This is a genomic window from Sulfolobus sp. A20, assembly GCF_001719125.1.
In the GTDB taxonomy this organism is placed as follows: domain Archaea; phylum Thermoproteota; class Thermoprotei_A; order Sulfolobales; family Sulfolobaceae; genus Saccharolobus.
On the sequence record NZ_CP017006.1, the window covers coordinates 944342 to 960522 of the forward strand.

The following is a 16181-nucleotide window of genomic DNA, read 5'->3' on the forward strand; positions in this document are numbered from 1 at the left end:
GAGAGGAGCCCCTTGATCTCCCCCCGAGGTCCCTGGATATCCTAAATGTAATACAAGAATCCCATCTTACCTTTTCTTAAAATATAATATTTTTCAAGGAATCCTTTCATAAATGCTCTCAATCTAGAAAGTTTTACACTTACCAGGCTTCCGTTCCACGGCTTATTTGACCTTATATGAATTGCTTCACCCATTCCAGTATCTATAATATTTATAAATATTGGATTGAAAGAATTCCTAATTTTGCCAGACAAGTATTTTCCAACGTAGATACCTTGTCTCATTGCTAATTCTCCAAGTTTGGGATAGCCTTTTATCATGTCTCCTATTGCAAATACGCGGCTTTTGTATTCTAAATTACTTTTAACTTGTAAAAACTCGCCTAATACTTGATTCGGTTTACACGTCGGTAATATATGTTCAGCCTTTTCCTTACTCTTAATCCCGTACTTTTCCATTAAATTCTCTAAGTTACTTGAAACATTGTCACCTAACCAACTGAGATAGGAACCAGAGTAATATATTTCTTTATCTAGTTTTTTCAAGTAAAACGCTAATTGAATAGCAAGATATTCATCAAAAGGATCTTCAACTCCAAGTATTATCCTTTGTTCATGAGTAATCTTTTGGATAAAACTTATCTGCTCACTTCTATTACATCCTAATGCTAATACGAGATAATCGCCTTGATACTCTTCATTATTATTAGTTTTAACTGCTATTCTTTCTGTATCTATTTCCTTCACTCTATCAAGAAGATTAATCTTCACTCTCGTCTTATAATTAATATTCTTATTGAACAACATATTCTTTAAAAATAAAGTATAATAAATGAAATGGTCACTATCAGATATTAGTAATTTGTCCATATTTCCTTTAGTTTCATAAAACGCGTTTAGTCCAGCATAACCGGAGCCAACAATTATTACTCTTTCCATCACTGATCTATTAATTATCCCCTTTTATAAGATAAACTAAAATATCTGCTTAAATCAAATGTATAACACGTGGATCTAAGTTTAGCATACATCGATAAGAGAGAACTATCGTCCTTAAAGCCAATTATTAACAAATCCTTAAGTAAAAATTTGATACTAAATATTATAAATGTAAAAGAAGATGAGCTAAAGTTTAGATTGAATGAATTCGACCTAGCGTTTATTCCACTTCCTTTGCTTAATTTCATCCAAGGAATAAAATTAATAAGTAATGGTGCCTTTGTTATTGAAAAATTAGGGATAAAATTGCATAGAGACATTATTAACAAAATATGTGTGAAGGGTTCAAACTCAACTGAGTACTATCTATTTAAGGCATTGACAAATTTTAAACATCATATTGAAGTAGTTAAGGGGGAAGATTGTCAAGGTGCTGACGCGATGATAGATTATGATGGTTATAACATTTCTCTAGGTGAATTATGGAGACAAGAGTGTGGGGATTTACCAATTGTAATAAGCCTAATAGGATCGACAAGACTCTCAGAAGGTGAGCTTTTAAAAATCAAGGCAATCATAAGGGAATCCGCTTCAATTCAAGAGAATAATAAGGAGATTTTGTCATATAGTAAGGAACTAGGACTAAAGGGCAGAAAGGCTATAGAATGCTTCTTTCAAATTTGCGAAAATAGAGGATTATGTAAAAAGAACATAAAACCTTATATTTTATGAATTTTTCTGGAGATCTTCAATATTTTTACCATCTCTAAGAGAAATGGTAATGATAAAGCTAATAGAAAGCTCTCAATAATCTGGCTCTGAATCTTAACTATTACAATGGAAGCAAATATGATCATAACCGTTATCAATACTAAATAATACATGCCATTCATAAGGGATATTTATCCCTATCAAATATAATGTATTTGAAAATAATCTTCAATACTACCCGATTAAAAGTGATATCATTATTACCCAAGATTAAACGATATAATGCAATTAAAGGTCTGAATAATACTCTTAGCTATTTTAGTATGAGCAATATCTCTCCTTTTTCTTATTTTTTCTTATCTACTAGAACAAAGTTAGCTAAAAACTATTCTCTATATACTTACCCTCAATATTTTCCATTCTTCATTTAAAGTTTGAATAATATTATTATTCTTTACTTGAATAGAATAGTCGTTATGCTTATATGGCTATAGTTCATTCTCATAGCCACAACTAGGATAGCGATAATACCTAAAAGAGATTTCTTCCATATCTTTGCCACATTTAGAGCAATGGATATGAGAATAATTATGATCTACATAGACAACTCTCAACCTATGTTTCTTATCCTTCTATTCAGTCGAATACTACACATGATGATACTGTGTTAAGTACAATTTATCACTAAAAATAATCTCTTAAAACTTCCTTATCATGTTGTACAAATCCTCTAAGGAGATTGTTTAAACGTTAAGTGATTTGGCTATACCATAAAATTAACTTACCAATCTTCCTAGCTAAGTCTTCTAATATACTCTTAACCTTCTTGTGAAAATGCCAATCATATTCAATATCCTCTAGTCCCTTTTACCGCTTAAGTTTTCTTTTTTGAAGGGATTCGTCTAAATAATAATGCAACCATAGCCTGAGTTTGTATATTATATGGAATCACAATATCTTTTTATAATGCTGAATGTAAACGGAATGGGTAATGAGACGAATTTAAACGTTTTTTATTTATAGTTAATATTCAAATTCATTATTTTGTATATTGTGTCGTTATAAGGATATAAAAATCTTAACTAACCTATTTACGCATGGGATTTTCCTAATTTTTAAATACTCATGACTAGACTATATTTACAAATTTTATAAATTATTTTGTACCATCAAAATGGCACTATATTTTTCATTGTGGGATAATCACTATTTGTTTCAAAAACCTCTGACTAGATTTTATAGCATAACTAAGGAATGAAATTACCTAAATTTACCTTAATTCAAAAAATAGATTTACCCGGAGATGTTAACTGTAACTTCGATTATGATTCGAAGGGAAATCCAGAACTGCTATGTGATGCCATTAAACAGCCGACAATTAATATTGAAAATAATCAAATAAATCAGTCCGATGATGAATGGATAATAAAAAGAGGTAACAAAGCAATTTCATTATACAAGGGAAATGAGAATGTAGTCATAGATGAGAGTTCCAATAATGTAATAGATTATGTTTTCTTTGATAATAAGATCTATCCAATCTATTTCAAAAATGGGAAATATATATTTAATGGCAATGAATATGAAAAATATATTTTTTATAATGCTAGAAAGATATTTCTAAATAAAGATAAAGTGGAAATATATTACAAGGGTAATAGAATTGAAATAGAAAATGGGAGAAAACTCTATTTATCAAAAAACTATATTTCTATAGTAAGAGATAATTTAACTGTCATAATAGATAAATTTAGTAATATAAATAAATTAAATATCACAGGGAAGTATCTGGGATATAATGAAATTTATGGGGATATTTTTTGGGAAGAAAAAGGGATCATAAAATCAGCTAGGAAGGGTACCTTAGGTATTTGTGTTGATGAGGTCCATCTAATTGGGGAATTTCAAGGTGGCTTGTTAATTATTTGTGGAGATAAACTGAAGTATTATTATAATTATGGTTGGAGAGAACTAAATTATTATGTGGAATCAGAGTTTTTTATCGCGTTAAGCAAAAGCTACATAGGTCTATTGGATAGCAACGGTAAATTAGCTATATATGATAATAGTTTTAGTAAGTTAATTGAATTCTCCAATGTAAGCAGTTTTACTGTTGATAATAAAAAAATTTATATGATGTCAAAGAATGGAGTAATTGCATCAAGCCTATTATTAGAAAATTATAAACCATTTAGGGTCATAAACTCACATAACTCCTTCCAATCCCCGGTAACTATCAATATAGATAATGGATATTGGCAGGATATCCATATTGAAAACGGTCAGATAATTAACATCAAAGATGAAGAGGGCAGTTCAAAACTAATTTATATTGAGCCATATGAATTTAGGAAAGGAAATCTAAATCTACATCTAGGAAATTTGTTCTTTTCTACTTCCCTCATACTTAACTATTCTTCTGATGAACCACATATAGAGTTTGTAGATGGGAAAATTTTTTTGGCTACCAAAGGTGGCAAATTAATTAAGTATCCAGATAAAAATGCAATATTAGTCGGTGTTATAAGGTTTGCAATTCCAACTAAGGTTGAAGCTAATATCTCCATAAACGTAGCAGACGTAGTATATAATATTAAGTTAGAGGATGAAAAGGTAGGAGAGAAAAAGGTTGAAATCCCATTGAATTTATATCAAAGTATGGATAAATTACCGATAAAGATAAATGTCTATGTTTGGCGCAAATTAATCGACTCTTTTGAATTTTTGTTACCAATAGTAGTCATAAGCGATAATGACCATAATAAACTTGTAGAAGAAGTAAGAATTATTGATAATAGCCTATATAAGCGAGTATTGTTGAAACGAAATCAGTTTTTCGAATGGGAAGAGATATACGTGCATCCAGCTGATTATAAAGGTGTAATAGTGGAAAAAGAGGGGAATGTTATTGATCTCGATGGTAGCAAAATAGCAGTTGAAAAGGGTTATAAAATACATAAGGTTCAAAAAAATAATTATAGCAGAGAGTATTTAATATTCGGTATAGAGAATCCTATTGAGGAAATAACATTGAATTATAATAAACATTCACTACTAATTCATGCTCAAATTAAAAAGGGCGTCCCGTTTGAAATAATATATGGAGTACATTCTTATAGGGGAGTATCTGAAGGGGTTAGTAAGATATCGTTTCCAATAGAACCTACCTATAATTGTATAAAGATTAGAGCCTACTATTGGGGTTTTACATGGGAAAAAGAATACTATTTCAACTCCTTACATACTTCTTTAATCTTAGGTTATAGAATCTCTAATCACTTAAAGGAAATTTTGCGTACTTTCGGCATTCAGTGAGTCTAACTTTTATTATAACATATATCTGATGAAAATTCTTCAAGAGTACTCAGTCCTAAACGCGAAGGTAATTATATATGAGGAGAACGGTATTGGGTATTATAAAGTAATTGAGCCAAGTCTAAATGAAAATGAGATTAGATTATTACAAGAGGTAATAGATTACATTTATTCATTTCCAACAGTCTCTAGCGCAGAAGATATATTACTAAAATTCTTCAAAGAAAAGGGGGTAGATGATCAAAACGTAATAGAAAGGATAATGTACTTTATAAGAAAAAAGATAACTTATGAGGATCTCCTGGTTCCCATGTCAGACCCTTACGTCGAGGAAATTGAGTGTAAGGGTTTCTCATATCCTATAACTATAGTTCATAGAGAGGTAACACGGTTCCCAAGGCTTTATACAAACATTGTTTTTAAAACTGAAGACGAAGTCATTAGGATAATAGAGAAGTTAGCAAGTAAAGCAGATCGTTCAGTCAATATTGCTAGGCCATATTTAGAATTCTCTTTACCAGAAGGACATAGGGTTGCTGTGACCGTTTCTAGGGAAATATCCTTGCCAGGCTCAACGATAGACATAAGAAAATTCCCGTTGAAGCCTATAAGTCCTATTTCACTAGTTAAAAATAATTCTATGAGTCCACTTCTATTATCATATATATGGTTTTTACTGGACTATAAGCCTTTTATTCTAATAACAGGATCTACCGGATCTGGAAAAACTACGCTATTAAACGCAATATTAAGTATGGTTAACCCTTTTTATAAGATAATTACTATTGAAGATACACCAGAAATCAATCTGTTTCATGATAACTGGATAAGACTTTTTGCTAGACAGTCACTATTTTCACAATTTGAAGTATCATTAATGGATTTGGCTAAGCTTTCACTAAGATATAGACCGGATTATCTAGTTATAGGTGAAGTAAGAGGTAAAGAAATTGAAGCTCTAGTCCATGCTTCAGCTTCCGGCCATGGCTCACTAGCTACTTTCCATGCAGGAAGTCCTCAAGAAACCTTAACTAGGCTGACTAGCCTTCTTAATAAGGACATAACTAAACTTTTTATTCAGAATTTGTGGAATATAATAGTTCTTGGTTCAATAAGAGATGAAAATAATAACATAAGGAGGATAGTTAAGGCAGTTTATGAGTTAGAATATAATAATAACAAATTGAAATTCTTGAAAATTTTTAAGTGGTCTTATATAAATAATTCATTTATTCCTATGAATGCAGAAGAGCTGTTTAAAAGATCATACAAGTTAAAGTATATTTCTAAAGTTTATGAGATACACTCGAAAGAGATAATTAATGAGATAAGCCGTAGAGCTCAATTCATTAATAATTTAGTAAATGAAGAGGTTTTTGATTTAGAAGAATTAAATTCTTATTTGAGAAAATTCTATATAGGTGACGAGAATGAAATTGAAAATAAATAATATAAGTAAAATTTTTGATAAATTATCTATAATATATCTATATTATAATAAAATTAATCAGAATATTTTATATTATGGTGATGATATCAACAAGACTAGTAAAAATTATAGAAAGCTTCTATTCTTAATTCCACTTATCACTATAATTTCCATTTTAATTTCTATGAAAATTAGTATTTATTTTATTTTGATCAATTTTATAAATATATTTATTTATCTGTATCCAATAATCATTACCGAAGTAAAGAAGAATGAGCAAAAAAAGGCCATAGAAGACGAGCTGATAGTGTTTCTATTATTTGCATATATAAACAGCTTCTTAGGAAAAAGCTTGTATAAGACTTTTGAAGAAATAAGTAACTCAGTGGTCTTTAAAGGACTTAAAAAGGAGGCAGCACTATTAGTCAAAGAAGTAGAGGTCTTAGGCAAGTCGTCCATTTTAGCTATCGAGAGTAGGGCTAGGGTTCATAAGAACGATTCCTTAGGAAAAGTTTACTCCACATACTTAGCTGGTGAAAACATAGGAATATCATTGCAGGAAAGGATTAGGGATCTTATTGAGGAGAGTTTAGATAATCTAAAATCCTCCCTTGAAAGTTATGTTAATAGAGCTAACGACATTGTTGAAATATTATTTATGTTATATTTGGTTACTCCCATGGTATTACTAGCATTTCAATTTATATCATCATCAATTAATTTATTTATGTTGTTAATACCATTATTCTTTTCACCGGGTATTTATTTGATGATAACTTTGTCACAACCCAATGTGGGATATAACGTGGCTTTAACAACCAAGGAGAAGCTTATACTTTTGTGTCTTCCGTTAGCGATAGGTCTTCTACTCTTACGTATAAATCTACTTTATGATATTATTATAGTTTATGCATTATTTACTATATTTACATTTTTCGTGTATAATCGTATAAAAAGTAGCGATGATATACTTCATACTATGCCGAATATTTTATCTGATATTGCGGATTATGTCAAATTAGGCTATGGTGTAAGAAATTCTCTGCTTAAATTAAATGAGAAGAACTTAGACACTAAAACGACTAAATTTATTGGGAAGGTAAAGGAATTAGTAAAAAGAGATCTGCCCTTAACTCGCCTTAACACTAACAGCTGGGTTTTGAATGCCGTGCTAGAATTCTTAGATAATTTAGAAAAGAAAGGATATGCTGATAGTTTTATCTTTAAGGAGATTTCAATTCTTATAGGTAATTATATAACGTTAAGAGAGAAGATATTACGAAATCTTCAACTGTTTAATTCATTATCCATAGCTACACCATTTTTACTCTATTTTGCTTTTGACGTTTTATCTAAAATAAAGAGTGTGGGTAATCTTGATCCAATAGTTGCGATATATAGTATAGTATTAGGTATAATATATGCTAAATTATCTAGGTTTACTATATTTAATTTCCCATTATTTCTTCTCTTGGCAATATCTTTATCTATAATAATATTTTTAGGTGGTCTATTCATGAATTTTTTATAGATCGGGATTACTTCGACAATACTTTCACTTTACTGACTATAATTAATATAAAATTATAGTGTTAGGTGCAGTATAATGTATAGGAGGACTAAGACTAAAAAAGCTCTTTCCTCTATCCTAGGAACTGTAATAGTGTTAGCGATAACTCTAGTTTTAGGAAGTCTACTTTATGCATATGCTAGTGGGATGTTTAGCTCTTTGACACAAAATGCAAATCTTCAAGCACAGCTAAATATACTAGTAAATCCTAGCAATAATGAAGCTTACTTACAATATTATATAACTAATGTAGGAAATACTCAAATATATATTGAAAGTATAAGTATTATAAACGGCTCTACTAAGTTTTCTCCATCATTCGCCCCGACACTTTTGCAACCTGGTCAATCTATACAAAACGTAACCCTAATTGATGGACAAATAATAGCAGGTCAATATTATACTGTGGTTATTAGCGGGCATTTACCTAATGGTAAACCATACAGTATAGTTCAGAACGTATTGGCCTCTATTGCTTAGCAAGGTAGATTGGAAATGAAAGCTATTTCATCTATTTTTTCTACAATTATAGTCATTGTTATTACTTTATCACTTCTTTTGCCGTTATATTTGTATTTTTATAACGTATATAACATAAATAAATCAAGTATAAATGTGAATTATGGCAATCTAGTTAATGAAATACAGACTAAAATTTCAGTAATTCCATTGAACTACACTTCTAGCGGAATATTGATTTATAACTATGGCAACGTTCCAGCTATTATTACTGGTATAACTATTATGAATAGAACATATAACGTTAAATATACTGTTTATCCAGGAGAAATTGTACGGTTTTCTTCAATATTGGGATCATCTTTTTATGTAGAGCCTAATTCGACTATTATTTTGCAAATTAATGATAATTATTACTACTACCAGATATAATACACTAATAAGTTTTTTATTTTTAAAATTGGTACAACTTCGTATTGATAAAAAGTGTTTGATAGTAATGTATGCTAAAGACAGTTTTATCAAAGAATATATCATTATTATCATTGAGTGTTTAGTGTATAAATATGACTTGTAAAGCCGATTTTGTATATTATAAATTGGAACGAGAATATACAATTAAGCCGGAAGAATATATAGCGTATTATGTATGGCTTAAATATAAGGATTGTTTCAAAGTGCTTGTCTCGACTATACTTTCACAAAACTCCACTGATAAGTCTGCTCTAAAAGCCTACATGAATCTAGAAACGAACATAGGTGTTAATGTAATTAATTTAGCTGAATCTCCATTGAATTCGATAGAAGAATCAATAAAGGTTTCAGGTTTATACAAGAGCAAAGCTAAAAGGATAAAGGAGATCTCTAGCATATTATTAAATCAATATAAAGGAGATATCAATATCATTTTAGCTTCGCCTAACGCTAGAGAAGTTCTATTAAGCTTCAATGGTATAGGGGAAAAAACTGCAGATGTTGTCTTGTTGACTTGTAAAGGAGAAAGAGTTTTTCCTGTAGATACTCATATTTCTAGAGTAACTAAAAGGCTAGGTCTAGTCTCTATCAGTTCAAAATATAGAGAAATATCACAGGCCTTAATGAATTACTTCTCCAATTATGATTTTTTAAAGCTTCATCATTTGTTAATAGCTCATGGTAGAACAGTTTGTAAGGCGAAAAAACCTTTATGTCAGATATGCGTAATTAAGGAATGCTGTGAATACTACTCGAATAGAGCCAGAAAATCCGAAAAATCTAGTACCACATGAGGATGTTCTCGTCGAGAAAGTGATGAACATAACACTTAGCATACGAAAATTCAGAGTGATCAAACCAATCATCGTAGATGAGAATACTTATGTAATATTAGATGGACATCATAGGCATAAAGCGTCTCTATTAATTTCATTAAGAAGAATACCTGTAATATATGTGAAATATAATTCTCCCGGCATTAATGTAGATATTTGGTATAGAAGGTTCTCAAACCCGTCATTAGCTAAAAGCATAATTTCTTCATTAGCATCTGAAGGGAAGGTCTGCGCAAAATTTGATAATATCAGAGTGTGTGATAACTCTACTTATAAATTGTATTGGAAATTAGAATCAATAGAGAGGTTCATTTTTAATTTGGGAATAAGAACAGAAAAGGGAATATCTGGTGATTTAATACCACCTCCATTAGAGAAAGAAGAGATAATTAATATTGCTAATAAAGGATTAAGATTTCCTCCTAAGACATCAAGACATACGTATGCATTTATTATACCCCAGTTTCATCTATCTATAGATGATATTTGATATTATCATTAACGTAGTAGTACTTATAATACCGTTTTTAGTGATATTAAATCAGATTATCCTATATATTTTTGGAAGAAGCTATCCAGATCTAGGAGATATAATTAGTAATAGTGATACAAATAGTTCTGTCTCCCTACCTAAATTATCAATAATAGTACCTACGAAAGGTGAGAAGATTGATATAATACAAGGTCTTATAGACAATTTGTATAAGGCGAACTGGGATAAGAATAAACTAGAAATTATTATTGTATCCGATGATAATGAGCAATATTTTGAAGAGTTAGTTTCAAAGTTGTACGTGCCGAAAGGGCTAGAAGTCAAACTGTATAGAAGGGAAGAAAGACTTGGTTATAAGAGTGGTGCCCTTTTATATGGATTTAGAAAAAGTACTGGCGACCTAATTTTAACATTAGATGTTGATGCTAGGATAAGCGAGGACTCATTAATAAAAGCCTATTATCAGATGTTAAAGTTTGGCTGTGACGCAATAACGATGGAATGGCACGGTTATTCAGAGAATAAGAATTCTTCTTTAGCTAGAGCTTTAATGGTTTCTACGGTTATAACTAGTAAATCTATCCTCAGAGGAAGGGATAGACTTGGCTTAAAAGTTATGCCTATTGGATGCGGTACAATTTATAAGAGAAAAATTCTAGAAGACGTAGGAGGATGGGATTATAGAATGATTCAAGACGATTACGAGCTAGGAGCTAGGTTAATTAAATTAGGATGTAAAATATGTTCTTCATCCTCTCCGGTTTTTGTAGAAGTCCCCGATAATTTAATCTCATTTTATATTCAACAGACACGATGGGCTATGGGCACTATGGAGGTTCTAGTAAATAGGTTTTATCATATCATAAATAGCAAGGCTAAACTATATCAAAAAATAGAAATAATAATTTATCTATCGCAATATATTCCAATAATACTAACATTCATTGGTGGTTTAGCACTGGCTATCGCTTCTTTTACGAATTTCAACATAAATCTTAGTTTGCCTATCTTAGCAATATGGGTTTCAGCCTTAGTAGCTTATGCTTACATATTTATTAAAGCGTCGGTTAAAATGGGAATCAGTATCGTAAAAAGCCTTCAAGCATTAGGAAGACTATCTGCTTATACTGTAGGAATATCTCCGTATTTATTGGTAAGTACTATTAAAGCATTTAGCAAGTCCAGGACATACGTGGTTACGCCTAAAGGTACACGAGTTAGGAATAATAAGATAGGATTACCTATTTTATTCTTCGGAATCATATTTATATTTTCCTCCATAATATACTTCATGAGAGGAGATATAATAAACTCTATTTGGTTACTTTATTATTCTATAGGATATCTATATACGTTCATAGCATTTGTAAAGGGATTATGAAAGAAGTGTTTTTAAAGGTCCGAATGAATTTCATAACAAGTTGAGTACGACCTATTTTTATGCTGATGAAGAAATATATAAATTGCTAAGACCCTATGTAGCTGAGTGGTTCAAGAACAAATATGGTACGTTTACTCCCCCACAAAGAGCGTCAATTCCTCTAATAAAGAGTGGCTTTAATGTTTTGGTATCTAGTCCTACCGGAAGCGGAAAAACGTTAGCTGCATTCCTTGGAATTCTTGATTCTCTCTTTGAGATGGCTGAGAATAACATGCTAGAAGATAAGGTTTATGCAATTTACATTTCTCCGCTTAGAGCTCTTAATAACGATATGCAGAGAAACTTATTGGAACCGTTAAATGAGTTAAAACAACTATATCCTAATTTGCCTAATATAAGAATCGGAATAAGAACAAGTGATACAACATCCTATGAAAAACAGAAAATGCTACGTGTACCTCCTCATATATTAATTACTACTCCGGAATCTTTTGCCATTTCGATTACATCTCCTAAATTTAGCCAAAAGCTGGCAGACGTTAAATGGGTTATAGTAGATGAAATACATGAATTAGCTAATAACAAGCGAGGAGCATATCTATCTGGTATGTTGGAACTATTTAGAACGTTAATAACCAAAAAAGAGTTTATAAGAGTAGGTTTAAGTGCAACAGTCTCTCCATTAGAAGAGGTTGCACAATATCTAGTTGGTAAAAACAGAGAATGCAGAATAATAGATGCTAGATTCGTAAAGCCGGTCGATATTAAGGTTATAACACCAGTTAGAGACCTTATACACTCTTCTGAGCAGGAAGTTGAAGAAGGTATATATAAAACTTTAATAAACGAAATTAAAAAACACAGAACTACTTTAATTTTCACTAATACGAGACATGCTGCTGAAAGAGTCTCTTTTAAGCTTAGGAAAATAGCCGAAAAAGAAGGTGTTCTAGATGTTAATCAGATTGAAGCGCATCACAGTAGTTTAAGTAGAAATGTTAGACTTGAGGTAGAGGATAAGTTGAAGAGAGGGCTCTTGAAAGTAGTTGTCTCTTCTACAAGTTTAGAATTAGGTATAGACATAGGTTATATCGATCTAGTAATTTTGCTAAGTAGCCCTAAGAGTGTTAGTAGGCTTTTACAAAGGATAGGAAGGGCTGGGCACCACATTAGAAATATTAGTAAAGGTAGGATAGTGGTTGTAGATAGGGATGATCTAGTAGAGTGTACTGTGTTAACTAAACTAGCGGTTGATAGAAAGATTGATAATATTAATATACCTAAAAAACCATTAGATGTCCTTTCACAATTAATAGTAGCCTCCAGCTTGATTTCGAATATTGAGAAAGAAGAATTATATAATATCTTAAGGAATTCCTACAATTTTCAAGATCTCACAAATGAAGAATATGAGTCTGTGATTAGATACCTTAATGGTGAGCTATTTGGGCTGGAATTAAAAAATGTTTATTCTAAAATTAGACTAAAAGAGGATAAACTAATTTATCCTAAAAGAGGTAGTAGAATGATATTCTTTATGAATAGTGGTACCATACCAGACGAAGCTATGATTGAGGTTATTACAGATTATGGTAAATATGTAGGTAATTTGGAAGAAGAATTTGTAGAGATCCTATCTCCCGGGGATATTTTTGTATTAGGCGGTAGAACTTATGAGTTCCTAAGTAGTAAAGGTTCTAAGGTAGTAGTAAAAGATGCAGCTGGGCAGAGACCTACAGTGCCCAGTTGGTTTTCAGAGATGTTGCCATTATCCTACGAATCAGCCCTTGAAATTGGAAAGTTTAGAAGAACTGTTGCAGAGATGTTGAGTAAAGGAAATAATAAAGAAGAAATAATAGAGTGGATTTCAAAAGAGTATAGTATTTCGAAATCTGCTTCATCAACAATTTACAATTATATATTGGAACAATATTTATTTACAAATGGAATAATACCATCAGATAAATTAATAATGATCGAAATTTATGACGATGAGGAAGGCATTAGAAACTATATATTTCATGCACTTTTTGGCAGAAGAGCACTCGATGCTTTATCTAGAGCTTTAGCTTATGCTTTAAGTGAGGATCTAAATATAGATGTGAAGATATCAGTTACAGATAATGGTTTCTCTCTAAGTGTTAGTAAGGTTTCTAATTTGGATAGCTATAATGTTTTGAGACTATTCGATAAGGTTAAATCATCAAATATTTATGATATATTGAGCAAAGCGATTATGAGGACTGAAATGTTAAAAAGGAGGTTTAGACATTGTGCGGAGAGATCGTTTATGATATTAAGAAGATACAAGGGAAGAGAAACCAATTTAGAGAGAAGAGAACTTAACTCAGAAATACTTTTAAATTCTATAAAGGAGTTTCCAGACTTCCCAGTTCTCAAAGAGACAATAAGGGAAATATTAGAAGATCATATGGACGTAATTAGAGCTAAAGAGATACTGAAGAAAATAGAAGGTAGTGAAATAAGGCTGGTTATATTTGGTCCTACTACTATTCCAAGTCCGTTTTCCCATAGTATTATAATTAAGGGACATTCAGATGTAGTTCTAGCTGAAGATAAGAGAGAATTAATGAAGAAGCTTCACGATAAGGTCATAGACTTCTTGAGGCAAAAGGGAGTTAATATCGACCTCGCTTATACTTCCGTTTAATTTTCTAAATGCTTTTATACAACTATTTGAAACAATTATCCAAGTCACGTTCCATATTTCCATGGAAATTAAGTCTCTAGAGCTAGGGAAACAATCTAACATATGTGTATGAACTATTGCTTTAACGTCTCCTCCACATTTAATTAGTATCCTATACAATGCTTCAGCATTACAAGTAAATTCCATCGTCGAGTTACTAGAGTTTTCAATTTCATAGAACTTATCGTTGCATATGATTCCGCATCTTTCTCTCAAGTTACCCATAGACCTTCAAGACCAGCAATAGATCTTAAAATGTCAGTTCTAGTAACAATTCCTATTGCCTTGCTGTCAGAGTCAATAACTAATAGTCTTCCTACATTATATATTATCATTTTCCTTATAGCTTCCAAAATATCATCATTTTCTTTAATAGTTATTACATTTGTCTTCATGTAGTCAGTTACTTTAGCATCATAGTTTCCTTCAAAGAAAGCTTTTATAATATCAGCAGTAGTTAAGATCCCAATTACTTTTTCATCATGATCTATTACTGGAGCTCCTCTTATAGATTCTTTGTAAAATATCATTGATGCTTCTCTGAGGCTAGTCTCTGGTTTTAGGGCAATCAGTTTCTTTGATATCAAGTTTCTAACTTTTTCTTTAGGGATACTTATCATTCTTTTCACGTCTACAACCACCTCCTTACTAGCTTCATCTAGATGTAATATTAGTCCTTCTATAACTAATCTACTATATGGCGTTGGTCCTAGTCTGACTGGGTCTCCTACTTTTAATTTTCTTAAGTCACCCTCTACTTTAAGAAGAACACGATTAGCGGAAGGATTAGTTATGTCTATAATTTCTATATTCTCTATCTTGATATCTGTTTCTATCATACCTTTATATAGACTTAACTTGTCGAGAATAGGGGTTATTGTTGGATTGTTTATAATTTCGTAAGCTTTTAAAGTAGGTATGTAACCACCATTAGGACCTGGTTTAGATTCAATTAGACCTAGCACTTTTAAACTTAAGATTATGTTCCTTACTGTACCTTCATCCTTATTTATAACGTCAGCTACTTCCTTGCTTTTTATCATCCTTTTATGCTTATTATATAAATCTGTAAGTGCAAGTAATATTTCCCTTTGGGTGGGTGAAAGATTCTGCATACTCTAAATTATAATTTAAAATTAGTAGTTAAAAATATCTATGCTTTTATAACTTAGAACCTAGGACTCTTGTTAAGATTTTTTTATTTAGGTTAAATACCTCTTTCGCTATTAGATCAACATAACTAAGCTTAGGCAGTGGATAATCTATCCCAATAGATATTGCTATCGATTTTTTCATTGCTATATAAGTTAACTTATCCCGTATGCTCCCTTCGGCTATTCCCTCAGCTAGCTTAAAAGCAGTGTAAAATCTGGAAAAGCTTTTAGCAGTGTGCTTGATCTGATCATTATCAGATGCGTTCAAGTTTCTAAGTGATCTGTATAATTTTTCATCCGGTTCAAAGGAGAATATTACTTCAGTAAATGTCATCCTTAAAGCTTTAGCTAAATTATCCTTACTGCTTTCAGCAAGATCAAATGCTTCTCTTACCTTTCCATCTAGGATTAGATTAGATATATACTCATACTTCTCTTCCTTATCTAACAATTTGTCGAAAATATTCTTATTTTCATCAAAAAGACCTAAACCATGCTTTCCTATAACGTATAAGCTAACTAATTCCTTTTCATATAAGTTATTAGCGTTAAATCCCCTGAAAGGCTTTATATTTCTCTTTATGTATGCGTTTTTCAGTATTTCTACTAGATCATCTCTAGTGATAGAATCCCAGCTGGCCGTGATTAGCCCCCATATTTCAGTAAGTACCTTAACCCTTTCCTTGTATATTTCCTTTACCATCCTTGCTT

General features: G+C 31.2%; 14 protein-coding genes. 10 read left to right on the top strand and 4 right to left on the bottom strand.

The annotated features are described in order from the left end of the window. Positions 1 to 41: 41 nt before the first annotated feature. On the bottom strand, positions 42 to 938 hold the full coding sequence (locus BFU36_RS05250) for an FAD-dependent oxidoreductase (RefSeq protein ID WP_069282578.1): 897 nt from the start codon (positions 936 to 938) through the stop codon (positions 42 to 44). Positions 939 to 1007: 69 nt separating this feature from the next. Between BFU36_RS05250 and BFU36_RS05255 the strand changes: the two genes are divergently transcribed. Next, positions 1008 to 1670: a hypothetical protein gene (locus BFU36_RS05255; RefSeq protein ID WP_069282579.1), complete on the top strand. Its 663-nt coding sequence runs from the start codon at positions 1008 to 1010 to the stop codon at positions 1668 to 1670. Here the strand turns inward: BFU36_RS05255 and BFU36_RS13800 are convergent. Next, positions 1658 to 1831: a hypothetical protein gene (locus BFU36_RS13800; RefSeq protein WP_156770057.1), complete on the bottom strand. Its 174-nt coding sequence runs from the start codon at positions 1829 to 1831 to the stop codon at positions 1658 to 1660. The two genes, BFU36_RS05255 and BFU36_RS13800, sit on opposite strands and share 13 nt — an antisense overlap. 1072 nt (positions 1832 to 2903) lie before the next feature. On the opposite strand from BFU36_RS13800, the gene upsX reads away from it, so the two are divergent. From upsX to BFU36_RS05300, 9 genes are all read left to right on the top strand, one after another. Then, entirely contained in the window at positions 2904 to 4964 is a 2061-nt protein-coding gene (upsX, locus tag BFU36_RS05260; protein ID WP_069282580.1) for a protein UpsX, read from the top strand. A gap of 28 nt (positions 4965 to 4992) precedes the next feature. Continuing rightward, positions 4993 to 6414 carry a type II/IV secretion system ATPase subunit gene (locus BFU36_RS05265; RefSeq protein WP_069282581.1) on the top strand — a complete coding sequence of 474 codons (1422 nt, stop codon included), beginning with the start codon at positions 4993 to 4995 and terminating at the stop codon, positions 6412 to 6414. Then, positions 6395 to 7924, top strand: coding sequence for a membrane pilin protein UpsF (upsF, locus tag BFU36_RS05270; protein ID WP_069282582.1), 1530 nt, complete (start codon positions 6395 to 6397; stop codon positions 7922 to 7924). The genes BFU36_RS05265 and upsF overlap by 20 nt, the downstream gene beginning before the upstream one ends. A 75-nt stretch (positions 7925 to 7999) precedes the next feature. Further along, entirely contained in the window at positions 8000 to 8443 is a 444-nt protein-coding gene (upsA, locus tag BFU36_RS05275; RefSeq protein ID WP_069282583.1) for a pilin subunit UpsA, read from the top strand. Positions 8444 to 8458: 15 nt separating this feature from the next. After that, positions 8459 to 8854 carry a pilin subunit UpsB gene (upsB, locus tag BFU36_RS05280; RefSeq protein ID WP_069282584.1) on the top strand — a complete coding sequence of 132 codons (396 nt, stop codon included), beginning with the start codon at positions 8459 to 8461 and terminating at the stop codon, positions 8852 to 8854. 134 nt (positions 8855 to 8988) lie between these two features. Further along, positions 8989 to 9690, top strand: a complete 702-nt coding sequence (nth, locus tag BFU36_RS05285; protein WP_069282585.1) for an endonuclease III — start codon at positions 8989 to 8991, stop codon at positions 9688 to 9690. Continuing rightward, positions 9638 to 10222 (top strand): ParB N-terminal domain-containing protein, encoded by a 585-nt coding sequence (locus tag BFU36_RS05290; protein ID WP_069282586.1) that lies wholly within the window; start codon positions 9638 to 9640, stop codon positions 10220 to 10222. The genes nth and BFU36_RS05290 overlap by 53 nt, the downstream gene beginning before the upstream one ends. After that, on the top strand, positions 10215 to 11606 hold the full coding sequence (locus BFU36_RS05295; protein WP_197490551.1) for a glycosyltransferase family 2 protein: 1392 nt from the start codon (positions 10215 to 10217) through the stop codon (positions 11604 to 11606). Before BFU36_RS05290 ends, BFU36_RS05295 begins: the two co-directional genes overlap by 8 nt. Before the next feature lie 40 nt (positions 11607 to 11646). Beyond that, positions 11647 to 14277 (top strand): ATP-dependent helicase, encoded by a 2631-nt coding sequence (locus tag BFU36_RS05300; RefSeq protein ID WP_069282588.1) that lies wholly within the window; start codon positions 11647 to 11649, stop codon positions 14275 to 14277. 251 nt (positions 14278 to 14528) lie between these two features. On the opposite strand, the gene BFU36_RS05305 is transcribed toward BFU36_RS05300, so the two are convergent. Further along, positions 14529 to 15431, bottom strand: a complete 903-nt coding sequence (locus BFU36_RS05305) for a CBS domain-containing protein (protein ID WP_069282589.1) — start codon at positions 15429 to 15431, stop codon at positions 14529 to 14531. A gap of 46 nt (positions 15432 to 15477) precedes the next feature. Beyond that, positions 15478 to 16173 carry a DUF2192 domain-containing protein gene (locus BFU36_RS05310; protein WP_069282590.1) on the bottom strand — a complete coding sequence of 232 codons (696 nt, stop codon included), beginning with the start codon at positions 16171 to 16173 and terminating at the stop codon, positions 15478 to 15480. Positions 16174 to 16181: the final 8 nt, after the last annotated feature.

Excerpts from the sequence above, each read along its gene's own strand:
- BFU36_RS05250 (WP_069282578.1), bottom strand. The coding sequence starts at position 938 with ATGGAAAGAGTAATAATTGTTGGCTCCGGTTATGCTGGACTAAACGCG.
- BFU36_RS13800 (WP_156770057.1), bottom strand. The coding sequence starts at position 1,831 with ATGAATGGCATGTATTATTTAGTATTGATAACGGTTATGATCATATTT.
- upsX (WP_069282580.1), top strand. The coding sequence starts at position 2,904 with ATGAAATTACCTAAATTTACCTTAATTCAAAAAATAGATTTACCCGGA.
- BFU36_RS05265 (WP_069282581.1), top strand. The coding sequence starts at position 4,993 with ATGAAAATTCTTCAAGAGTACTCAGTCCTAAACGCGAAGGTAATTATA.
- upsF (WP_069282582.1), top strand. The coding sequence starts at position 6,395 with ATGAAATTGAAAATAAATAATATAAGTAAAATTTTTGATAAATTATCT.
- upsA (WP_069282583.1), top strand. The coding sequence starts at position 8,000 with ATGTATAGGAGGACTAAGACTAAAAAAGCTCTTTCCTCTATCCTAGGA.
- upsB (WP_069282584.1), top strand. The coding sequence starts at position 8,459 with ATGAAAGCTATTTCATCTATTTTTTCTACAATTATAGTCATTGTTATT.
- nth (WP_069282585.1), top strand. The coding sequence starts at position 8,989 with ATGACTTGTAAAGCCGATTTTGTATATTATAAATTGGAACGAGAATAT.
- BFU36_RS05305 (WP_069282589.1), bottom strand. The coding sequence starts at position 15,431 with ATGCAGAATCTTTCACCCACCCAAAGGGAAATATTACTTGCACTTACA.
- BFU36_RS05310 (WP_069282590.1), bottom strand. The coding sequence starts at position 16,173 with ATGGTAAAGGAAATATACAAGGAAAGGGTTAAGGTACTTACTGAAATA.